This window comes from Candidatus Thorarchaeota archaeon, from assembly GCA_021498125.1.
In the GTDB taxonomy this organism is placed as follows: Archaea; Asgardarchaeota; Thorarchaeia; order Thorarchaeales; family Thorarchaeaceae; genus B65-G9.
Window position 1 is genome coordinate 505,824 of sequence record JAIZWL010000001.1, and the last position, 22,926, is coordinate 528,749.

Annotated in this window: 20 protein-coding genes; 11 read left to right on the forward strand and 9 right to left on the reverse strand. The window is 50.1% G+C overall.

Features of this window, described 5'->3' with window-relative positions:
- Nucleotides 1–32: 32 nt before the first annotated feature.
- Together K9W43_02685 and K9W43_02690 are read right to left on the reverse strand one after the other, a co-directional pair.
- Nucleotides 33–653, reverse strand: a complete 621-nt coding sequence (locus K9W43_02685) for an Lrp/AsnC family transcriptional regulator (GenBank protein ID MCF2136121.1) — start codon at nt 651–653, stop codon at nt 33–35.
- Between the two features lie 95 nt (nt 654–748).
- Nucleotides 749–1,372, reverse strand: a complete 624-nt coding sequence (locus tag K9W43_02690) for a thymidylate synthase (protein ID MCF2136122.1) — start codon at nt 1,370–1,372, stop codon at nt 749–751.
- A 338-nt stretch (nt 1,373–1,710) separates the two neighbouring features.
- On the opposite strand from K9W43_02690, the gene K9W43_02695 reads away from it, so the two are divergent.
- On the forward strand, nt 1,711–1,983 hold the full coding sequence (locus K9W43_02695; protein MCF2136123.1) for a thioredoxin family protein: 273 nt from the start codon (nt 1,711–1,713) through the stop codon (nt 1,981–1,983).
- Between the two features lie 2 nt (nt 1,984–1,985).
- Nucleotides 1,986–4,136 (forward strand): anaerobic ribonucleoside-triphosphate reductase, encoded by a 2,151-nt coding sequence (nrdD, locus tag K9W43_02700; GenBank protein MCF2136124.1) that lies wholly within the window; start codon nt 1,986–1,988, stop codon nt 4,134–4,136.
- A 77-nt stretch (nt 4,137–4,213) separates the two neighbouring features.
- On the opposite strand, the gene K9W43_02705 is transcribed toward nrdD, so the two are convergent.
- Entirely contained in the window at nt 4,214–5,710 is a 1,497-nt protein-coding gene (locus K9W43_02705) for a hypothetical protein (protein ID MCF2136125.1), read from the reverse strand.
- 680 nt (nt 5,711–6,390) lie between these two features.
- Nucleotides 6,391–7,245, reverse strand: a complete 855-nt coding sequence (locus tag K9W43_02710) for a hypothetical protein (protein MCF2136126.1) — start codon at nt 7,243–7,245, stop codon at nt 6,391–6,393.
- A gap of 445 nt (nt 7,246–7,690) precedes the next feature.
- Here K9W43_02710 and K9W43_02715 point away from each other — a divergent pair, with 445 nt between their 5' ends.
- The 3 genes from K9W43_02715 to K9W43_02725 all read left to right on the forward strand — a co-directional run bounded on the left by K9W43_02715 (nt 7,691) and on the right by K9W43_02725 (nt 11,071).
- On the forward strand, nt 7,691–8,572 hold the full coding sequence (locus tag K9W43_02715) for an aminoglycoside 6-adenylyltransferase (protein MCF2136127.1): 882 nt from the start codon (nt 7,691–7,693) through the stop codon (nt 8,570–8,572).
- Between the two features lie 149 nt (nt 8,573–8,721).
- A complete protein-coding gene (locus tag K9W43_02720; protein ID MCF2136128.1) occupies nt 8,722–9,111 on the forward strand; it encodes a hypothetical protein in 390 nt (129 codons plus the stop codon).
- 319 nt (nt 9,112–9,430) lie between these two features.
- Entirely contained in the window at nt 9,431–11,071 is a 1,641-nt protein-coding gene (locus tag K9W43_02725) for a leucine-rich repeat protein (protein MCF2136129.1), read from the forward strand.
- 12 nt (nt 11,072–11,083) lie between these two features.
- Here K9W43_02725 and K9W43_02730 read toward each other — a convergent pair whose 3' ends face one another.
- Nucleotides 11,084–11,806: an LAGLIDADG family homing endonuclease gene (locus K9W43_02730; protein MCF2136130.1), complete on the reverse strand. Its 723-nt coding sequence runs from the start codon at nt 11,804–11,806 to the stop codon at nt 11,084–11,086.
- Nucleotides 11,807–12,019: 213 nt separating this feature from the next.
- Here K9W43_02730 and K9W43_02735 point away from each other — a divergent pair, with 213 nt between their 5' ends.
- Nucleotides 12,020–13,579 carry a leucine-rich repeat protein gene (locus K9W43_02735; protein MCF2136131.1) on the forward strand — a complete coding sequence of 520 codons (1,560 nt, stop codon included), beginning with the start codon at nt 12,020–12,022 and terminating at the stop codon, nt 13,577–13,579.
- A gap of 12 nt (nt 13,580–13,591) precedes the next feature.
- On the opposite strand, the gene K9W43_02740 is transcribed toward K9W43_02735, so the two are convergent.
- A complete protein-coding gene (locus tag K9W43_02740; GenBank protein MCF2136132.1) occupies nt 13,592–14,626 on the reverse strand; it encodes an LAGLIDADG family homing endonuclease in 1,035 nt (344 codons plus the stop codon).
- Here K9W43_02740 and K9W43_02745 point away from each other — a divergent pair, their 5' ends adjacent.
- A complete protein-coding gene (locus K9W43_02745) occupies nt 14,627–14,815 on the forward strand; it encodes a hypothetical protein (protein MCF2136133.1) in 189 nt (62 codons plus the stop codon). It abuts the gene before it with no gap.
- Between the two features lie 167 nt (nt 14,816–14,982).
- Here the strand turns inward: K9W43_02745 and K9W43_02750 are convergent, their stop codons facing one another.
- The 3 genes from K9W43_02750 to K9W43_02760 form a co-directional block, all read right to left on the reverse strand.
- Nucleotides 14,983–16,578 carry an ABC transporter permease gene (locus tag K9W43_02750; GenBank protein MCF2136134.1) on the reverse strand — a complete coding sequence of 532 codons (1,596 nt, stop codon included), beginning with the start codon at nt 16,576–16,578 and terminating at the stop codon, nt 14,983–14,985.
- Between the two features lie 655 nt (nt 16,579–17,233).
- A complete protein-coding gene (locus tag K9W43_02755; GenBank protein MCF2136135.1) occupies nt 17,234–17,650 on the reverse strand; it encodes a hypothetical protein in 417 nt (138 codons plus the stop codon).
- A gap of 287 nt (nt 17,651–17,937) precedes the next feature.
- A complete protein-coding gene (locus K9W43_02760) occupies nt 17,938–19,098 on the reverse strand; it encodes a hypothetical protein (protein ID MCF2136136.1) in 1,161 nt (386 codons plus the stop codon).
- A 531-nt stretch (nt 19,099–19,629) separates the two neighbouring features.
- Here K9W43_02760 and K9W43_02765 point away from each other — a divergent pair.
- The 4 genes from K9W43_02765 to K9W43_02780 all read left to right on the forward strand — a co-directional run bounded on the left by K9W43_02765 (nt 19,630) and on the right by K9W43_02780 (nt 22,916).
- On the forward strand, nt 19,630–20,625 hold the full coding sequence (locus K9W43_02765; protein MCF2136137.1) for an ABC transporter ATP-binding protein: 996 nt from the start codon (nt 19,630–19,632) through the stop codon (nt 20,623–20,625).
- 6 nt (nt 20,626–20,631) lie between these two features.
- Nucleotides 20,632–21,687, forward strand: coding sequence for an ABC transporter ATP-binding protein (locus K9W43_02770; GenBank protein ID MCF2136138.1), 1,056 nt, complete (start codon nt 20,632–20,634; stop codon nt 21,685–21,687).
- A 73-nt stretch (nt 21,688–21,760) separates the two neighbouring features.
- Nucleotides 21,761–22,189 carry a hypothetical protein gene (locus K9W43_02775; protein MCF2136139.1) on the forward strand — a complete coding sequence of 143 codons (429 nt, stop codon included), beginning with the start codon at nt 21,761–21,763 and terminating at the stop codon, nt 22,187–22,189.
- 79 nt (nt 22,190–22,268) lie between these two features.
- On the forward strand, nt 22,269–22,916 hold the full coding sequence (locus K9W43_02780) for a hypothetical protein (GenBank protein MCF2136140.1): 648 nt from the start codon (nt 22,269–22,271) through the stop codon (nt 22,914–22,916).
- The last annotated feature ends 10 nt before the right edge of the window (nt 22,917–22,926 follow it).

The following is a 22,926-nucleotide window of genomic DNA, read 5'->3' on the forward strand; positions in this document are numbered from 1 at the left end:
TGTTCTCAAGAAGTCTAATGACCTATTGAGAGTTAACTCTTGCTCTTTCTCTGGCGCTTCGGTTGGGTCTTTGGTGATGCCCAGAGAAGACCATTGTATTCTTTGGTCGGTGGGCACCCCACACACTTGCCCATCTCGTATCTGCTGCACTCGTAACATTTCCGCCCACATGGTGTGGTGTCATCTTTCTTGTGTGCGGGTGCGAGATCGACTGGTAAGAACTCGGGGACGAGCGGAGCATTTCCAAACCAGCTCTCAGATTTTCTGACACCCGGTTCTGTTCGCATACTGCACGTTCCTACCACTGACTCGAGGCTCCATGTGTCCTCAACGACCATCACCGCAAATAGATTGTATCTTCCAGTCACAGGGGAGAGAACGAGTAACCGCGGGCAATCTCTATATTTCTTGAGGATGCGATCCGCCACCTCACTGGACTCGGTCTCTATGCCCATGAAGAGGATCTTGATGTCCAGCTTTTCGGCGTTCACACCAGCAGTCACACGTAGAATATTCTCATTGATCATCTTGTCGAGTCGTTTACTGACGGCAACGTGTGACATTCCAAGTTTGTTCCCAATCTCGGACAAACTCTTCCTTCCATCTTTGAGAAGGATCGATATTATCTCTTTGTCTATATTGTCGATAGTCATCGGTGGGTACCCGCCCGCAGTATCAGGTTTCTTTGTGAAACTTCTTGTTGATTTGAGAATACAATACTATTTGAATTACACGGCTTTGGTTGTCTTTATACCTCTCGTGCCTTGTCCCAGTCATGGGCGTAGATGTGAGCGTTTACTGAGAGCGTAGTTATCCTTCCCTCATCGATCCCTGTCTGTATTGCAACATGATGGAGTAGTTCTGTGAGGCCATATACATTAGCCAGCCATGCGCCATACATGTCATTTGATCGTATCATTACCGAGAGATCGAGTTGTTCCTCTCTCACCATAAAGACAAAGTGATTGAGACAGGGGACCTCATCGGTAGTTGTATCGATACGTGGGTCCCATGTGGTGGCAACTGCACGGCGAGAGTTCGGTGAGTCTCTGAGTTTGGTGATGCAATATTCGATCTGATTTACCTGTTCTGGCCCCCATGCATTTAGTCGCTCGCCATAGGTATAATCAAACCCCATCTTGTCAGGTGAGAGGAGTTGTGTGGCATATTTCTCCTTGAGGACTGTTTCACTAAACGGGTACTTCTCGGACACGCGATCTCTTCGAGGTTCCTGAATGTGTATGACTGCATTATCTACCCACTTTGTCTCGATCCCGCGCTCATCGACTCGTACCATTCCATCGTTCATGATCTTTCTAATGATCCTGATCCATCCGTCCACTGGTGTCTTCGCGCGCACATACACTGGCATTTTGGTCTTCCTCTCAACCTCTACAGGTCGTTGTCTCTTGTAATTCTCTCGTGGCAGCAGGATTTTCGTGGTAATTATAAGAATCGGTAACACATCTAGTGAGTGTTGCTATTGCCATTGCAAAAATGTTTGAATGATTGGCTTTTCGGTCATTGTTCTCACTTGTCGGAAAATGAAGAGAGCGGCAAGTTAACATATCATAATAGCCAATCTGTTGGAGAATTCTTCCACTATGCACCGATTCGCGTCCTTACGAATCCTTTTATCCAACTAAGTACAAATTGCAAAAGCCCGTTAGTCGGGCAGGGAAGAGAAAAGACCGCCGGGAGAGAAAGATAGTGCCTACTGTATATGTTGTTACTCAGGAAAACTGTCCAAATTGTCCTGCTGCTAAAATGATAGTCCAGGAGGCACTATCTAACACACCTGTCAAGGTTGAGATTGTGGATCTTAACAACATGGATCCTGATTTTGAATTCCGCCTACTTGAGGAACAGGTGTTTGTGGCATCCACGCCGACTATTATCGTGGAACATGATGGTGCTCTAAGACTCCTGTACAGCGGTGAAGTCCCTACACATGAGGGGATTCGCTCAGCAATTGAGGTATGAATATGACAGAGATCAGAACCACCGACCCTATTGATGGAGTCACGCTTCTCCAGAGAGAGAAACGCCTTCCCCGTGTCCGCACAACTCGGGGTACAATGGAAAAATTCAGTGCAGTTCGCATAGTTGACAGCCTTGTTCTTGAGGCTGGACTCAGCAGGGCCAATGCGCAGCTCATCGCTGGAACCGTGATGGATCGAATTGTGGCCTCGGGAATCAAGTTTCTCTCTGGTCCACTTATCCGTGAGATGTGCAATAGTGTCCTTGCAGAACTTGGGTTTGAACACGAACGCATACGGTACACACGTGTCGGAGTTCCAATGTATGACCTTGATCAGATCATCAGCAATCCGGGACACCACACCTCAAATGCGAATCTCATGCGTAATCCCGAGACCATCTCGAAACTTGTTCACGATCAGGTGATGGAGCAACACACGTTCCTCACGATTCCACCACATCTTGCAGACGCCCATCTTCGTGGGGACATCTACATCAAGGACCGTGAGTATTTCTCTACGCGCGATTACTGTGCCACGTGGGACTTGCGCCAGATCTTTCTCCTTGGTATTGCTCCTGATGGTCTTGGTGGCCTTCACTCCTCTGCGGCAGGTCCTGCACGACATCTTCAGGTGGCCATTAATCATGCTGCTATCTGGCTTGCTGCTGCACAGAGCAGTTTTGCTGGTGGGCAGGGTTATTTCTACTTCAACACTTTCATTGCTCCGTTCCTTCGTGGCAAGTCCTATGCTGAGATCAAGCAGGCCGCCCAGCAGCTTGTCTATACTCTGACTCAGCAGTACGTTGCACGAGGTGGTCAGGTCATCTTCTCAAGCATCGATTTGACTCCCGGGATTCCAAAGATCATGAGGGACGTTCCCGCAGTCCTACCCGGTGGAACTACCAAGTCTGGACTGAACTACGAGGATTTCGACTATGAGGCGAACCTCTTCTTTAATGCCTTCATGGAAGTCATGATCCAGGGTGATGCAAAGGGGAAGGCCTTCAATTTCCCCAAGCCTAACATCGTTCTTCGCAAGGAGTTCATGAAACCTGAATACGATGAATCCTGGAGGCTTGTGGCCGAGCTGACCGCCAAGTTCGGCTCACCCTACTTTGAGAATTATTTGAACTGGAGATCCTCCATTGAGGCTGGTTGTAGCAGTTGCTGCTCCCACTTGTGGACGGCCAGTACTGAGGAGGAACTTGAAGAGTTCAGGACTGGTAACATGGTCTTTGGTGCCTCTCAGATGGTCACCCCGAACTTTGGTCGTGCTGCGTGGATCGGTCGTTCTGATGAGGAGCGGTTCTTCTCCAAACTCGATGAATACCTCCAACTATCTAAGGAGGTCATCCTCGAGAAGAAACGATTGATGGACAAGCTCATTGCCAGCGGCAGCGTCCCATTCTATACCCAACCCAAACCCAATGGCGATCCGCTCGTCGATATGAGCACTCGTGAGTTCCTCATTGGGACTGTCGGTTTCGAAGAGATGGTCGAGATCATGACTGGCTCTCATCTCCATGAGCGGGAGGGTGCCAAGTTCGGGATCCGTGTCCTCAAGTACGTCAAAGAACGGGCACAGGAATTCGCTAAGGAGACCGGTCTCCACTTCGGGGTCACACGTACCCCTGCTGAGAGTGCTGCTGGCCGTCTTGCCAAAAAGGACTGGAAGGCCTATCCCGGTATCCGAAAGTACCTCAAGGGCTCTGGCCCCACTGAGGTCTACTATACTAACTCTACGACCCTTGACGTTGCAGCCGCAATCCCGCTTAGTGAACGGATCAAGAAGGAGGGTATGTTCCATCCATACCTTGACGGCGGTGCTCTCACCCACATCTATCTCGGTGAGGCTAACCCCGATCCCGACGCCATATGGGCCCTCACTAAGATGATCGCTACCCGTACTCTCAACAGCTACTGGGCCTTTACCAAGGACATCCTCTCCTGCCCCAAGTGCTTCTATCAGGCAGGTATCGATTGGCGTAGCACTTCCCTCTCTTCCATCGCCGATCTCGAGAATATCCAGTGCCCCCGCTGCGGCTATGTCGGGTGTGACGTGTTTAGCAGGATCACCGGTTACGTCCAAAGTCTCTCGTCATGGAATAGTTCGAAGCGGAAGGAATTTATCGATCGGCACAGGTACACGATCTGAGGGACTCATTTAGAGTTCCTCTTCTATTTTCTCTAAGGGATATGGATAGTTGATAGATCCCTGCCCCCAGACATGGACTACTCCTCCAGTGTCGGGAATCCCCATGCCCACATCTTCCCACTCTCCCACCATGACCAGTGAATATTGTAAGCGGGGACTACAAGATCATCATCGAACACTACGTTGAAAGAGGTCTCATCAAAGACCATTCTGTACGCGATCCGTCCTAGGTCTGGTCGGTTTTCAATTGGTGGATAATGCAAACATCTTCGAAAGACTGTGTACGATGGTCCTTGGTAGCGCAGAATTGTATCTGTAGATTTTTCCAAGTTGTCGTCGTTTGATCCTTCGGCCTCCTCGATCAATTCTCGTGCTGCATGGAGTAGATGGCCTAGTTTCCAAATCCCTTGAGGTCTGGTCTCATGAGTAATGGCTGCTCTACAGGCTGGGCAATCACAGATCTCTACAGTCGGATTATGTGCGACCTGCGAAAGCGGTGTGGTTCTGTAGTCTGGAAGACGGCTTCTCTTCTCTTTCTTTGCGGACTTTTTGTGCCAAAATCGTGGTGGTGTGTTCACCATGTCGAGATGAGTCGCATGAGGAATGTATGTCACGTGTTTTGTGGGGATGTATTTACGAGGAGCGTGCAATGGCCATGGTCCATAGACAAACACATGTTTCGCGCCCGCATCGAGTACCGTTCTGATTGCTAAGGGGAGGCCTCTAAAGTCCTCATGAGCAATGGTATTCATAGCATCAAGGGCCACGGTCGTGAATCCCATCTGTGTTAATTTTTGGGCGAACCATTTAAGCTGATGAGTATCCGCACCTGGGACGAATGGTATCAGTCCTGGCCAGTCAAACCAGTGGAATTCATCAAGGCCATCATCGTCATTCTCAAACGGGCTCCAGAGAACTCTCTTCTCTTCTTGCCATTCGACAAAGGGGATTTTTGCACGAATTCCAATTTTTGCGCTTCCATCTGAAAAGAGCGTATCTTCATCTGCCCCAAAGAGATCTTCCCGATGGGAGTACAAGTATGCAGCGAGACTGGAGAGCATTCTAATTCCTAGATTCCAGTGCCATGCAGGTGGCCAGTCAATATAACTTGGATAACCGTGGCTCATTATCCATAGTTTTGGAGCATCATCTTGGTCATCAACCATGAGTGATGTATAAAACGAGGCTAAGCGATCAAGGTGGGCAAGCATTGCCGTGGTTGGCGGAGTCTGGATTGCTACATAATCGGGGAGACGATCCACGAGAATCATGTACTTGACTCTGTTCTTTTGACCATTGATGAAGTCCCTCCATGTATCCTCATTATATACGCCGGGCTCTCGGGTCCATGGTGCACCTTCCGCCTTATCAAATAAGTTTCCCGTCATATCCCATGCAACAAAGTCCCATCGGTCGATATTCCAATCTCCCTCTTCTGGTCGAACGATGAGTCTTGCGGAGGTCTCAGTTATATCCGATACTTCGGGAATAAATAATGGCCACTTGGGCTCGGGTGGTTGTTCATTGGTTCTGTTCAAAAAATACTGATACTCTTGGACGAACTTGTCAAGCATTCTTGGCTCGATCTCTTTGAACTTCGTAGGTGGTGGTCGATTGATAATGGGACACGATTTGTCAATTCGTTTTGACTTACAAAAAAGGCATTTTGCCTGTGAACGATCGACAGCGCCCCTAGCTGTCCGAACGTAAACACACGAGTCGCCTAGACATCCAGCACATAATTCTTGATACACGCATTTCGAGCATGATCTCTCTATGGGGCATGCCATATCGATTCAACCTTCCCCCTGTATGACGTACAAGGATGGTGTTTCTTTGTGCAGTCCGCCCAGAAAAGAGTTTGGCATCCCCAAGGAACCATCTTAGACAAATTACTATTCGCGTATCTTATAAGATTCAACCTGATAGAGTTCTAATGGTTGCGCTCAATGTAAGTGATGAGGCGCGTGCCTTTGCACAAGACAACCAAATCGATATCATACAGGGGATACAAAATAATCCCACACGTTTATTGCGGCCCTTAGATGATTGACCGTCCACCGTTTTTCACGATTCCGGAGACCTCTCTCTATGAGCGCATGACCGTGATTGGACATAGGCAGATCTCCCCTCTCTTCTGATTTCTCCAGTCGCAGACCACTCATCCAATTTGAGAAATTGGTACTCCCTCCTCTCACAGTTTTCTCACCATGATCTGGGCTGGCTTTCAGGAGCCGAAATTGCAGAGTGCGCCTTACAATGATTGGGCCTCTATGATCCTCTTGAGGAACTCTTCTTGTCGCTTTCGGATGTAGTCCGGTGGAACACTAAAGTCGGCTGGAGCCTCATAGCCCTTCATATCGTCAAGTGAGACGTGCATGTCCACATCTTCCTCGATGATCTCTTCTGGGTCTGGAGGTCTAAATCTGAAGAGGTACAGCCCCGCACCAATCGTCTTTTCTTCAATTATTGTATATTTTGTATGGTATCGGATATGTATCTCACGCTTTCTTGGGGCGACATCTATGATCCGATCCAGATAGATGTAGTCCAGTGAGGAGACCCACGGTTTTCTCTCCCAGTCGTCATAACAGATCCTAAAGCTGCGACCCATAAAACCGCTGAAGAAGCCTACAGAGATGAGCCGGCGGTTGGTGATGATCAATGCGCCCTTCCTCGCCGAATTGGAGCGTATTCCCAGACGGCCTCGATCGTAGTAGAGCGGGGTCTCTCCTTCCTCGAACACTCCCGCCTCCGCGAGTATTGAGGCGACAATCTCAAAGGGGTGCGGGCGGTCTGCTCTTGTGTGCCAGTAATCGATAGTCAGTGAGGTGTCCATGTTGAATTCTGCTGCCGAGGCTCCGCCATTTGCAATGATCGCAGCGAGATCCAGCACTATCCGTCCATTATCGTTATTCAGGATAGCAACCGCTCGTTGCCGCAGTATGCGGTCCTGATCGGGTGAGAGAGGACGGTCTTCGTGGGCGCTCTCCTCACGGAGCTTGCCGATAGCAATTCGGAGCTCAACATAGTCTAACACATCAGGTGACGTATGTTCAATGGCATCGAGTGTTGTCATCACGCGCTGAAAGAACGTTTCTGCACTCATTGTGGACTCCTTCATCATGATCTGAACTTCTTTGAGGTCTCATTATATCCGTTCTATCTTTTCAACGTCCAATAAGGACATCTCCGTAGACTGGAACGCAAGAGTGTATTTTCATGCTTGTATATAGAATCGTGCAGAAGAGCCTCCTGCAATTGATCCTATACCGTAGTCAATGGCCTCTACTTCGGCCTTCTTTAAAAAGGAATCGTGAAATATTGACGTTCTGCTGCAACTCTGTACTCTTGATTGTATTTCTGTACTCTTAATCGTATATTAGAGATGTGACCATTTCTCATGACGGGATCTCGGATAATCCGGCTCATGAGCAAGGGCACGAGCAAATGATTCAACTGTTCTACCTATATGTTAAAGTGTCTGAGTTTATCTATTTAGAATCCAAAGGGGCCATATTGATTTGACCGATACACCTGAATCCTATAATCAATTGGTAAAGAAACTCGCCACTTGGGCAAGAGCAATTCCGGATATTCGTGCTGTCATTATTGTTGGTTCCAGAGCACGAATTGATCATCCGGCCGATGAATGGGCCGATTTGGATGTTCTGCTCATAACGACTGACCCACAACGCTATATTGCAAGTTCTGAGTGGCTCGGTACTTTTGGAAGGCCATTACTGACGTTTCTGGAGCCTACAGCAGTGGAAGCTGAAATGGAACGCCGCGTGCTCTTTGACAATATGCTCGATGTGGACTTCTCTATTATTCCGATGGTCAAATTCAGAATGCGAGTACAGCAGCTCCTGAATGGTGAGATGGCACTGGAGATGGCCGATCAGATCGTGGGAGTGTTTCGCCGTGGCTTTCGTGTACTTCTTGACAATGATGGTATAGCAGATCAGCTGAACACTGTTCTCTCTACCTTCGAGTCACCACTTCTGCCCTCGTCCCTGCCAACAGAAGAAGAATTCTTCAATGTCATTAACGACTTTCTGTATCATGCTGTCTATACGGCAAAACATCTGTTCCGTGGGGAATTATGGTGGAGTATAACTAGTCTAAATTGCTATATGCAACGGCTGATGTGTCGTATGATCGAATGGCACGCTAAGACTCTCTATGGAGAAGATCATGAAACATGGTTTCGTGGACGTTTCTTGGAAGAGTGGGCGCATCCTAACGCTTCCCGTGGGCTGATGAATACTTTCGCGTCCTACAGTAAAGATGGTATAAGAGATGCGCTCTTTGCGATAGTGGACACATTTCATTCTCTAGCTATGGAGATTGCATCACATCTAAAGTATCCTTATTCTCCCGAAATCAAGAACACCATCACGAGTTGGATGTATTCGATGTTTGCCAAAGGATAATATCTCTGTCAGGCCATCATTGATATTGTTCGCACCAATTAAATGCTCGCCGTTGATTGTTTGTCCCGCTTCTGTCAGGATTGCTCTCACTATGCTTTAAGTGATGTTTTTAACAATTATCTGCACCTGTTAAACTGTGTAGTCTTAAGGTGGAGACAGACCGTGGCGGACCCGAAAAAACAGACAACACCACTGCGCGTAGTGAACAGCCCCGGGCAACCAATTCGCCTGCTCCGGACTGGATCTTGAATATGCCCTCTGCTATGCAGGTCAAGTTCATCCAAGGACTGGCCGATGGTGGCGGGATGGTTTCTTTTGATGAGCGTGTGGTCGTGATCAAGACCCAGGCGGGGCCGGAACTTATCAGTGCAGTCTTGGACAAGTTGGGTATCCAATCGGCAGTCCGTGGCGGCAAAGTCGTCATTGATCGGCCTAGTGCTATTATCCTTGCGGCACAGCTCCCGCTCTTTTTTATGGCGCAGGAGAAACAGGCAGACCTTGCAAGGCTGGCAGAGTCGCTCCAGACTAATAATCCGTGAGTTCTATTTTAACTTATATGTGGGGACAGGTGAGCACTATACGTTCTGAAACTGCTGAGTAGGCAGTCTATCCGATGACGTTCCAGTCCGACCTTGTAAGCTGAGGGCCGCAAGGACCTTATCGACCGTTCGAATCGTCTGTCATTGCAATGAACCACGAAGAGATCACAGGGCGCAAAAGAGGGGAATCATCTGATAGTGTGTTGGGCTGCTCAAGTACGCTGGTCTTATGATGGCTGGTCCAAGTCTTGAAGGAGTTTAAATATGGTGGACAGGTAGCAAGGGGAGGAAGTATCGTTGGCTGAGAGAAGGTGACCTGATGGTGGCCAAGACTGATAGACTGGTGTACGTGAAGTATGTGCTGAAGAACGGGGAAACGCGGCGTATAGGTCTTGATCCGGACCGGGAGATCGAGCCGATTGGGGGGATTCCTCCAGCAGGGGCCAGGATCTCACTTTGGAGAGAGGGAATGGTGGCCATCGACCTGAGTCCGGTGGAGGCCCTTCCGAATCTCACGCACGTCTACATTGCAGAAAACAAGCTGGAACAGATCGACCTGACCCCACTGGCGCAGTGTCCGAACCTCTACGAGTTCTCTCTCGAGGGGAACAAACTGACAGAGGTGGACCTGACCCCACTGGCCTCGTGCAAGGCCCTGAAGCTACTCGACCTGTCCGATAACAAGTTACGGCACTTGGACCTGACGCCACTGGCGCAATGTACGGCCCTAAAGATGCTCAACCTGTCCGTCAACCAGTTCAAGGAGTTAGACCTGACCCCACTGGCACAGTGCCGGAGTCTGAAGGAACTCAAGATTGCAGGGACCACATTAAAGCACTTGGACCTGACCCCACTGGCACAGTGCCAGAACCTTGAGTATCTCGACCTGTCCGTCAACCAGTTCAAGGAGTTAGACCTGACGCCACTGGCACAATGTCCCAACCTGCATCGAGTGCGACTTATAGACAATCCCCTTGAGGAGATCGACCTGAGTCCACTGGGTGCCAGTACCAGCCTCCAGGTCATTAATCTAGGGATGTGTAAGCTACGACATGTCGATCTCGCCCCACTGGCCACATGTCCGACCCTCGAGAGTGTTATCCTGTATGAGAACCAACTGGAGGCCCTCGACCTGAGTGCCCTCCCCGAGTTCCCCCGGCTCGACTCCTTGCCCTTGGGATTCAATCCCTTTAAAGAGCTGGACCTCTCGCCCTTGGCCCGTTGCCCTCACCTCTCCTACGTAAACCTCAAGGACACAGGACTGAAGAGCATCGACCTGAGCATCTTTGCGGACAAGCAAGACCTCTCATGGCTTCTCCTAGACTCCAACGAGTTGACGGAGATCGACCTCACGCCACTGGCCTCGTGCAAGGCCTTGGAGAAACTTTCCCTGTCAAAGAATGAGTTGACGGAGATCGACCTCACGCCGCTGGCGCAGTGTCCGACCCTGAAAGAACTTGACCTATCAAAGAACGAGGTGACGGAGGTGGACCTGAGTCCGCTCGCCTCGTGTACTAATTTAGCACAGCTGAGTCTGTTCGCCAATCCGCTTACCCACATCAATCTGAGTCCACTGGCGAACTGTCCCCATCTCATGCATCTGGCCATTGGGGGAACGCCCTTGGAACACATTGACCTGACCCCATTAGCCCAGTGCCACGAGTTAAAGGGCCTCTATCTCATCGGGAACAAGCTGAGGAGCATCGACCTCTCACCGTTGGCTATGTGTCCAAATTTGGGGAACCTCCAGCTCTATGCTAACAAGTTTGAAGAGGTGGACATTACCCCACTCTTTCAGTGCAAGCACCTTGAGAGAATTCGCATTGACGAATACGTGCGAGTGGTAGCGGATGCCCGGTATCGAAAGGGGGGCTGGCCGCCGTTTCTTAGAGGATTCCGAGGGACGAAGCTTCGTGCCCACCTCGAGTGGCGCACTATGCAGGCGTCACCCCAGTCATAGACTTAATTGCAGTTAGTCCTCGTCATTCCTCTCTTTATTCATGATACCTTTCTCACGCTCGATGTCCGCCTCTTGCGGTTCCCAGATATACCCCAGTCGCTCCTTAGAAACGTCCCGAACTGTTCGACTGACCATTTTCTGGGACCAGTGTCGCTGCTGCGCCTCTTCTAAGACCTCTCGCAGGAGTTCTATGCGCGCTTCTCGCATCCTCCTCAGTTTATGGATGAGGCCGGTCGGCGACCGATACCAGCCCGTACCCCGATTCTCTTTGCAAGTCGCTGCATAGATCGCATTGTTGGTCGTTTCAATCGACCACTCCCAAGTGATCGCCTCAGATAAGACTTCGAGTTCCTCTCGTGTGTACCTCTTCTTCTCAGGAGGCGGAGGCTTTTTCAACCACTCGACCAGCAAGGCGAGTTTCTCGCGTTTCGCGGTTGTACCCCAAAAGAAGGGCAGTTGTTCAGCAGCCACGATCTGGTCATTTCCACGAACAGTCACATTAAGACCGTAGACCTTTGCATTTAGATTCACCTTGGCAAGAATGCGCTGGATGAAGTCCGGGTTGGCGAGGGAGGTGATCGTACAGTGTGCGTTCTTGAGAGAGACGCTGCCGTCGCCATCGGCGAGGCCCTGGACGAACCTGATCATCCATTCTTTGGGTGCATCAAAGAGCCACTCTGCGTCGATGGGGATGTATGTCTTGGTCTGCGGCCGCCGTTTCTGGCCGTCGGTCATGCCGAACTTCACATCGGAACCTGTCATAGGCAGGCCGAAGAGGACGTGCTCGATTCACACGGCGAGAGAGGTGTGACGAGTCTGAGTACAGTTGTGTTGGTCTAATACGTGGTCTTGGTGGTCTGTCCAAGTCTTGAAGGAGTTTAAATATGTACGACAGGTATCAAGGGGAGGAAGTATCGTTGGCTGAAAGACAGAGGAGTTGGCCGGTCGATGGATGAAGAAGTTGTATACGTGCCGTATGTGACGACGAAGGGCGAGAACAGACAGTTAGAGGTCAGGGTGCGCAGCGAGATCGGAATGATCGGTGGTTATGGGCCTGTGGGGAGTGAGTTGCGACTGGACGAAGAGAAAGCGGTGTCCGTGGACCTGAGTCCGCTCGTGGCGGTAGAGAACCTGACCCACGCTTTTCTGAATGGGAACCACCTGAAGGAGGTGGACCTGGCCCCCCTTGCCCACTGTAAGCATCTGATGAGGCTCGACCTGTCCGAGAACAAGTTAACGGAGGTAGACCTGACCCCACTGGCACAATGCAAGAGCCTGCAAAAGCTCGACCTGTCCGAGAACAAGTTCACACGCCTCGACCTGACCCCACTGGCACAGTGCCAGAGTCTGAAGGAACTCAAGATCGCAGTGACCAAGTTAAAGCACTTGGACCTGACCCCACTGGCCCACTGTCAGAGCCTTGAACGCCTCTACCTCTACGCCAATCAGTTTACGGAGCTCGACCTGACCCCACTGGCACAGTGCCCAAACCTGCAGCGACTGGCACTTGGGGGCAATCCCTTTGAGGAGCTCGACCTGAGTCCCCTGGGTACCAGCACCAGCCTCAACGATCTTGACCTAGGCCTGTGCAAGCTGCGACACATCGACCTCGCGCCCTTGGCCACGTGTCCGAACCTTGAGACCATTGCCCTGTACGACAACCAACTGGAAGACCTCGACCTGAGTGCGTTGCCCGAGTTCCCAAAGATCTCGACCCTGCTCCTGATGTCAAATCCCTTTAAGGGGCTGGATCTCTCGCCCTTGGCCCATTGCCCTCACCTCTATCACGTGAACCTCTGGGGAACGGGCCTGAAGAGCATTGATCTGAGCATCTTTGCAGACAAGCCGGACTTCACGCTGCTCCACCTTGGCAACAACGAGTTGATGGAGATCGACTTGCGCCCCCTCGCCTCGTGCAAGGCCCTGAAGAGGATCGATCTGTCGGGAAACGAACTGAATACAATTGATCTCTCCCCGCTGGCGCAGTGTCCAAACCTGAAATACCTGAAATTATCGTCCAACGAATTGGACACCATAGACCTGAGTCCGCTCGCGTCATGTTCGACTCTGACAGACCTCTACCTTCATTCAAATCCACTTTCCGACCTAGACCTGAGTCCATTGGCGAATTGTCCACATCTTACATATCTTGCAATTGCAGAAACTCCCTTAAAACAAATAGATTTGAGCCCCCTATCACGGTGCCATGAACTTAAGGGACTATATCTTACAAGTAATCGGCTGGCAAGTATTGACCTCACACCATTGGTCATGTGTTCAAATTTGGAGAACATCCAGCTCTATAATAATGAACTTGAAGAGTTGGACATCACACCGCTTATGCAATGTAGGCACCTAGTAAAACTTCGTATTGATGAAGACACTCGGGTGGTGGCGGATGAACGGTATCGAAAGGGCGGTTGGCCGCCTTTTCTCAGAGGGTTTCGAGGAAAAAAGATCCGTGCCCAACTTGAATGGCGCAGCATACAGTCAGTGACCACGCCATAGAGTAAATTGTAGTTAGTCCGGGTCATTGCTCTCTTCTGTCATGAAACGTATCTCACGTTCGATGTCATTTTCTCGGGGTTTCCAGATATAACCAAGTCGCGCCTTGGAGCAAGTCCGAACTGCTCGAATGACCATTTTGGTGGACCAATGCCTCTGCTGCGCTTCTTTTAAGACCTCTCGTAGGAGATCTGAACGTGCTCGTCTCATCTTGCTCATTTTTCGGATAAGGCCTCGCGGTGCGCGATACCAGCCCTCACCATTGTGTTTTTGGGAAGTCACCTCATAGATCGTGTTGTTGATCTTCTCAATCGGCCAGCCCATGTCAATCGCTTCAGATAAGACCTCGAGTTCGGCTGGGGTATACCACTTTTGAGGCGGGGGTTTCTTCAACCACTCGACCAGCATGGTGAGTTTCTCGCGTTTCGCAGTTGTGCCCCAGAAGAAGGGGATGGTTGAGGCCTTGATAACATCCTCGTTCCCACTGGTGACGATGTAGATTCCATGTACTCTGGCCTTCACGCCCAGCCGTGCAAGAACATGCTGGATGAGGTCTTGATTGGCTAGGGAAGTGATCGTGCAGCGTGTGTTCTCAAGAGAAACGCTACCATCGCCATCGGCGAGGCCTTGGATAAACTTATCCACCCATGTATCAGGAAGGTCAAAGAGCCACTCTGCGTCGATGGGGATGTACGTCTTCGTCTGCGGCCGCCGTTTCTGTTCGTCGGTCAGGCCGAACTTCACGTCAGCACTGGTCATAGGCAGGCCGAAGAGGACGTGCTCGATCCACACGGCGAGAGAGGTGGAGGTACTACTCCATACATGTGGTGGGTCGTGGTCGGGATCATATGAGGAATCCTCTAGTCTGTAGGAACACGAGAGGCCGAACTGGGCGAGGAAGAGGCGATAGAGTTCACCAAGTTGGAGTCCCCACGAATACGCGGAGGAGGCCTTGAACTTCAAGGATGCAGAATACGGGCGGGAGTGCTCGATGGTTCCGTCTGAGAGGATGAGCCCGAGGAGGTACATGAAGGCCTCTGTCCTGTCCATGTGTGCGAGGCGCTCTCCATCTCTGAAGCGCTGCTTGAATTTCTCTATGAGGTGGTCGTAGTCCTTGGTCGGAGTGAGTTGCTCCAGCACGTGAAGGAGATAGTCTTTGGAGCGGATCGTCTTGGGAACGGAGATGTATCGATCCTGATACTTCTGGTGCTTGATCTTCTACTGTGGGAATTACAATGATACTCACAACGTACGGACCTGACTACTAGAGCGAGAGCACACACGCAAAGGATGTTACTTGAAAAATTTTAAAAAGAAGAGGGGGGATGGACCCGCTCGCCCGCAAGCAAGCAAGCAGGCCCATCGTATGTGTACGTGGAGGAGGGGAGGGAGGGATTTGGGGGACATTACCTCTCTCTCAGCCTTGGGTTCAGCACTTGATCAAGCGTGTGACCAACAAATGTGAACGCCAGCGAGAGCGCTGTGATCATCATTCCCGGGAACACGACAACCCACCAGGCTCCGTTACTGAAGCCTCCTGACGAACGTGCATCTGCCAGCATTCGGCCCCAGCTCGGTTGGCTCGGGTCCGTCAACCCTAGGAAGGACAGCCCTGCCTCACTCAGGATCGCGCCTACTACTCCCAACGTAATATTTGCAAATAAAATTGGGGTCACGTTGGGCAAGATATGACGAAATATTATATAAGTATCACTGGCGCCGATTGCCCGAGCCGACTCGACATATGCTTTATTCTTCTCCGCGAGAACCTGAGATCGGATGAGCCGTGCGGTGCCGGTCCACCCGAGGATCGCGATGACGACGATGATATTTTGAATTGTCGGCCCGAGGAAGGCTGCAAGAACCATCATCAATGGTAAACCAGGAATGACTAGCAAGAAGTCAACGACGCGCATGAGAATCTCATCGGTCTTACCGCCGAAGTACCCAGCCACCATGCCGACGATGACACCGACGGCGGTAGAGAGCGCGGTAGCGACGAGGCCGATGATGAGGGAGATGCGGGAACCGTAGACGAGTTGGGACCAAGCGTCACCGCCCTTATCAGTTGTGCCGAGGACACCGAAGTAGTCGCCGTAGGCATAGAGTTGTTCCCAGTAGAAGCGAGTGGAGACCGAACCGTTATAGGAATCGTAAGCGAAGTAGAAGTTACGAGTGGGAGCGAGGCCGATGGCGAGGGTGAGTTGATCTTTAGGATCTTCTTGGCCTGTGGCATTTTTGACCATACCGCCCCAGCCGTCTAAGATATCAAAGAAGTTGAGGTCGATGTTACGGGACTGGATGACCTCTGTATAGGGTGGAGAAGATTTGTAGATATTACGCCAGTTACCGGAGGAGTCTATGAGCCAAGCATAGACTTTGAACATGAGGCCGCCCTCATCATGGGAGGCGAAGTCACCGGTAAGAGTGGCTGAGAAATTGAAGGTGACGATGACGTCATTGGGGATTCGATCGTAGGACCATTTGAAAGTCTGGGTGTAGTAGATGAACTGGTCACAGTCAGGCATTTCGCTCTGGCCAGGCCAGGGGAGATGGAAATCGGGTCGGTCCCCGGCATGATGATCCCATGTGAGTTCGATATAATTTTTATCGTTCGCGCCGGTGGCGATATGATGAGTGCCAGAGAATGACGAGGCGTTCCCATAAGTAGCCGGACCATAGGTCGTGATCTGGTTGGTATGCAGATCATCACTGGGGGAATACATGGTGTTGAGATATGGATCGGGGAGATACTGAGCATTGTGGACATACCCAGGGTCAAAGACGCTCGTCCATCCAGGAGCGAGGAATGGCGGTGCAATCTTAGCGCTCGGGGAAGGGTCGTGAGTGGCAAGGATAGGAGCCGTCACGGCCATACCAAAGAAGAGGAAGATAATAAAAACACCGAGGATGCCAATTTTGTGTCTTTTGAATTCTCTCCAGAAGCCAGTTATACTTACGTACCAGTTTGAGTCTTTCCAAGTGCCTTTCTTGTCTGACAAGGCTTGACCTCCTTGTTGAGGGAACGACAATCCAGAGACGAAGTCGCTCCAAATGACTGATTATAACTAAAGAAGCTGCTGGGGATTCCCCTAAAAAGCAGTTCGGTTTGAGTACGTCAACACAATTTTAACAGTACCGACGCTTCGAAATATCGTGCATCGATTTTTTGATTGCTTCGAGATGCGTGCAGTGAGCCTGTAGAGGAACCGTGACGCTCCGCAATGCGATTCAATACCCCAGAGTGATATGGCATACTGCGACTTTTAGAAGGTGCAGCCTCGAAAAGGCGTGCACAGCGATCCGCGTTAGGGATTCTCACGACTTGTTTCTCGGCCTCTTGTTCTTCTGAGTGCTGGGTGTTGCGTACTCGAGTGAGATTACTGACCAACTTGCATACGTAACAGTCCCACATAAAATAAAAAAAGCCACTTACCAAGAGCCGACATAGAGCCGACATGTCCGCAGTCACGAGTGCCGTCCTCTTGCATTTCGGGGGCGGACCTTCGCGGAAGAACATTCGCAAGACCGGCAACGGTCCGTCGATTCTCGGGCCATCGTTTGCGATCCTTTGTTCTCCCTTAATCCGTTCGGGGACCGTGTAGCATTATGACTTCAGTGTACTACTATATCTCATGGATGTTGAGGTTGGCAAATCTACTCGTCCCCGATCTCCTCTTCAAAGGGATCCGGATACTCATCATCATCATCATCATCATCATCATCGAGAGCATCCCGAGCAGTTGCAGGACCTGTCGCGGGTGTTTCCTGTGCCTCAGCTGCACGTCTTGCCTCACGAGCTTTGATGATGTCCTTAGTACGCTTGGAGGCGGCCCAGAGATCGGCAAAGACCATCCCGACGAGAAAGATGGACAGGACACCGGCCATCGAGATCACGGCTCCAAAAAAGCCAGTGGAGAGGTATGGATGAAGTAACATGAGGACATAGCCCAAAACGAGCAAGAGGATCGGAATCAAGAGGATACGCTTGCGGGGTTCGTTACGAGTCTTTGGAAATGCGCGGACCGACATTGTGATGACCGGGTCATTAACGGGTAGGGGTGCTTTTACCATTTTCGAACAGCGCGGCTTTTCAGCCGGTTGCACATTCCACCGTCCGCGACCACAACAGATGGTCCGGGCACAGGACTATGTCGTGTTCCTCCTAACTAGGCTGAGATTGAGCATGGGCAAGTATGAGTACGACCAAGATGTTCTCTAAATTTGCTCATCGGGCTCACAAGTACAGGCTCGGGGATCACGCAACATGAATGAGGTCCAAGAACGGCATCATGCAGTTCTCGGAGAAACGACTTACTGTTGAATGAGCGGTTGTCTGAACGACTACGATCCACGCAGGCTCATTGGCTCTGCTCAGTGGCAGACACTTGTGATTCCATGATTTCATCATCGATAGTTGTTCTGAGTCCCCGCAGGGGATACATTCCCACCAGCATAACTAATGCTGTCAAGATGAACATCAGAGGTATCACATAGACAAATGGGGAGTTGATGTTCTCAGGATCCGACAGAATCGGGACGCTCACACTGATTCCGCCTGATACAAACGCATACTGCATCATTTCGATAGGCTTGGGCTCTTCCTCAATCGTTCTCTGTTTGTATACCATGACAATTATACCGAGAGCGATCGCAACACCAAATGCTTCGTACATAGGTGTGATTGACTCTTGAATTTGTTGAGACGCTACCAGACTTGCTAGTGCAGTGATGAGAATCCCACTCATCCACAGGAACAGATAGGTGTGGCCATATTCGTCCAGTCGTTCCTCAATTGATCCCTGAAGTGGCTTGTGTAAGCGTTCTTGAATCTCCACTCTCCAGAGAAATCCCGGTACGAGGAGGGGAACCACGGTGCCGAGGCTGAAGGTCGCAACAGGGAGTCGTTTCTCTATAGCCTGCAAAATGTAATTGATGTCCGTTTCATACGCCAGTCGCTCATTGGAGAGCGAGAGTCGAATGAAGTCCCAAGTCCCATGTGATGTGGCATTGATTGTCATTCCCTGTAGCACACCATTCTGCTTATCCCACGCAAAGTAACATTCCAGAACACCCAGTTCTGATGAGTTGATGGGAATTGTGATGGTCATGTCGCCCCACCACTCGTTCTTGAGCGCAACACCTGTGGTCTGATTCAATATGCTGTTGATATCGTCCCAATATCCGGCAGGGAGAAAGAATGGTAGGCTTGAGTTACGAAGCACCCACTCATTGCCATATTGCTGTTCAACTGCAACTGTTCCCCTGAGCTGCAATATGTCTTCAGTGATGGCCGTGATGTTTACAGTCGAAGGAGTGTCTGTGGGGCGAACTCTAAACTCTGCGGAGTTCATGATGTCATAGTCGTTGAGGATCTTGGTGACGATCGTATCTCCTGCATGTAGTTCCCTGGTCACAGAGTACTGGACCTCGTCGTATTGCCTGATCAACCACCCGTGATTGTTAGGAATTGGCGGAAGACTCAGCAGTATGCCAAAGCTGACCGCTGAGATCGCAATCATTGCAAAAGTGATTGCTATTTTTGACCCCCTATTCAAGTAAATCCCTAGATAGGTGTAACTGCAAGTGAGCTTATAATTATTGTCAGATTTTCTTGACTGGACGTGGTCAAGAGTTAGAGGCACGAGTTAGTCACTTGAAACCGAGCTAAGAATGATGCCCGGCAGTATCGATCCGATAGAGTCCACGTTCAAGTGGGCTATCACATTCATGGTCTGATGAAAATTGTTCGCTGCCGTTCTGTGGACATTTGTATTGTTTCTAATCCCTGACTTCAAAGGAGCCGTTGACAGGAACTGCATTTCTTGACTATGCGGACGGTTTGTTGTGATTAGTATACTGATGAGCCTGAAGGTGTGTCCCATACGATGATCGTACAAAAAAGCCTGCTCTTTTTGGTGTCGAAACGCGAAAGTTAGTATATTGCACAGTCATCTTCGTGGAACGGAACATATTTAACCCAACTCAGAAGTTCTCCCTACAAGTTGGGTGAACATAGATAACACACCCGTTACAGAGCTCCGGCGGAGATTATGAAGATGCCTTTGCTCGATATTAGAAATCTACGCATGTACTATGCCACAAAACGTGGTCTTGTGAAGGCTGTGGACAACGTCTCGTTGCAGTTAGAACCTGGCGAGTCCATAGGTCTGGCAGGTGAGTCGGGCTGCGGGAAATCCTCTCTTGCATACTCGATCATGCAGCTCCTTCCGCCGGCTGCGAATGTTGTTGGCGGTAACGTTTACTTCAAGGGAGAAGACCTGCTGCGAAAGACTCCTCGAGAGATGCGCGACATCCGATGGAAGAATGTTGCAATCGTCTTTCAGGGCGCAATGAACGCACTGAATCCAGTGTTTGAGATTGGGGAACAGATTGCAGAAGCAATTCTGATGCATGAGAATGTGACTGAAGAAGAAGCCCTCGATCGAGTTGCCAAGCTCTTTGAGATGGTCGGTCTTGATCCCGGACGTATCCATAACTATCCTCACGAGTTCTCAGGAGGAATGCGACAGCGTGCCATGATCGCAATGGCTCTTGCCTGTAATCCGGACCTTGTCATTGCAGACGAACCAACCACGGCCCTTGACGTCACCATTCAGGCCCAGATCCTGAAACTCATGCAGAAGTTGCAGAAGGATCTTGGACTGAGCCTGATTCTGATCACTCACGACTTGAGCGTCATCGCCGAGACGTGTGATAAGGTTGCAGTCATGTACGCAGGCCGTATTGCAGAGTTGGCTGATGTTGTGTCTGTATTCAAAGACCCAATCCATCCCTATGCAACTGGCCTTGTCGGTGCAATCCCAAGCATGGTGAAAGCAGAGAAAAAGAAGCTGACTTCGATTCCAGGGTCGCCTCCGGATCTTATCGATCCACCAACAGGATGCAGATTCCATCCGCGGTGCCCATACGCTGAAGAGATTTGTTCGAGAGAAGAACCTCTGGCTGAGGAGATTGAGCCCGGTAGATTTGTGGCATGTCACTTTGCACACAAGCTCAAGGGACAGCTTAAGGTAGACTTGGAGTGATGAAGAATGGCAATTCAAGAGAGTAGATATCTTTCATATGCCAAGGAAGTTCAAGAAGGCGAGACCCTGATTTCAGTACGGAATCTTCGAAAATGGTTCCCTGTGAATACTGGGTTCCTGTCCTCACTCCTGTATAAGCAGGAATTGTACGTCAAGGCAGTCGATGGTGTCACGTTTGACATCAAGAAGGGCGAGATTCTCGTCCTTGCAGGTGAGAGTGGTTGTGGAAAGACCACGACCGGACGATGTGTTCTGTACTTGGAGCCTCCATCTGATGGTGAAGTCCTCTATGCAGGAATTAACCTTGGCGAGCTTGACAGAAATGAGATGAAGGAACTGCGCAAGCGGATGCAGATCACCTTCCAAGACCCATACGAGTCGCTCAATCCAAAACAGAGCATATTCAGTATTGTTTCGGAGCCGCTCACGGTACACAAGCTCCCACTCACCCCGAGTGAACGCAGGGAACGTGTATTGGAGGCTCTTGAGAGTGTATCACTGACCCCTGCTGAGGACTACATTGACAGGTACCCACACGAACTCTCTGGTGGTCAGCGACAGCGTATCTCCATTGCACGTGCATTGATCTTGCACCCCGAGTTCATGGTTGCAGATGAACCAGTGTCAATGTTGGATGTGTCAATCCGCGCAGAGATCCTCAACCTGCTTCTGAAGCTCCGAGAGGACCTCGGACTCACATATCTCTTCATTACTCACGACCTTGCAGTTGCAACATACATTGCCGACAGAATCGGTATCATGTATCTTGGTAAGATTATGGAGATCGGTCCAGCTCACGACGTTGCTTTCAATCCTCAGCACCCATACACACGAGCTCTCATCTCTGCGGTCCCATCTGGTGACCCAACGATCAAGAGGCGTGTGGAGTCGCTGAAAGGTGAGCCACCCAGTCCAATTAACGTACCGTCCGGATGCAGATTCCATCCGCGATGCCCGTACGCTCAGGATATCTGTGCAAAAGAGATTCCTGAGGAGAGAGATATGGGTAATGGCCACTTTGTCGCCTGTCACTTTGCAGGCGAGTTCGAAAGCGAGCTATAAACAATATTTACTACATCGGGCGGTTTGTACAACCGTCCGTTGGGCTCTTTTTTATTCTTCTAAGGTGTTCAAAATGAGCGAGAGGCCGCGAATTCTTCGAGCAATCAAAAAATGTCTCTCGGATGCCTATACGCATTTCCAAGAAACCATGGACCTTCTAGATGAGATTGGGAGAGGTTCGGTAGGGGCCGGAATGGCACCCCTTATCGGTGGTTATGGGATGAGCGATCCCACAAGCAATTATCGAAAGGCGGTTGTCACTCTTGACAAGGCCGAAAAGGCACTCCGGCCGCTCACGAAACGTGTCAGAGACGGGCGCGTGAATGAGTCCCATTTTGCATCCAAGGATGCGATGGTCTTGCTTCAAGATCTCACAGAGTTCGACTATCAATTACTGTTTGATATGCTGGCGCAACGAAGAGGGCGCGAATCAGTATGGTACCGGCTCAAAGAGCTGAGCGAAAAAGCGAAAGATATCTTTGATATGGTTGCCAAAGAATGATTAGCACATCCGCCCAGCAAAGGTAATTAAAACGATAGCATCTCTGTATAGATGTTAATCTCCGGAGTGTAACGTGTTAATGGAGGACTTTGCCAAAGAACTGCAGAGCGTAAATGCTATTGTAGTTCGCCTGATGAATACGGTAAACTCATGTATTCAGCACATCGATGAACTTGCTTCTCAAAAAGAGAGCGACCAGTTCGATATTGTAGGTTCGGTACGAGAGGGATCTCTAAGCGGGATCATTTATCTTCCCAGTGGCGAAGGGGCAGATGATCCTCTTGGAATAACTGTAAAGTTCATTGTTAAAAGAAACAAGACTCCATCCATCCTCTTTGGAAATGCCACTATTGAGGACTCATCACTTGCAAGAAGAGCTGTCCACGTTATCACTGCCCGCCTGAAGACAGAGAAGACCGGTTCATTTGTTATTGTACTGACCTGGGACGTTCTTATTCCCCCTCTCGAAAAGGCCCGGGCTGTTATTCTTGGGCGACGTTATTTTTATGATCCCACAAGCATCGTATCAACACTAGTGGCGAGGCTCTCAAAGAAGGGTATCATGATTGAGACCGACGAACATCAATATGGTGGTAGTAGTATCACCTATAATTTATGCCATGAACTTGAACAGAGTGATGTGGCTGTTTGTGAGATTACCGTGTCTGAGAGTTTTGCTAAGGATAAGAAGAAAGTTGCATCATTGATAGAAGCGCTCTATGATTGAGATGATATCT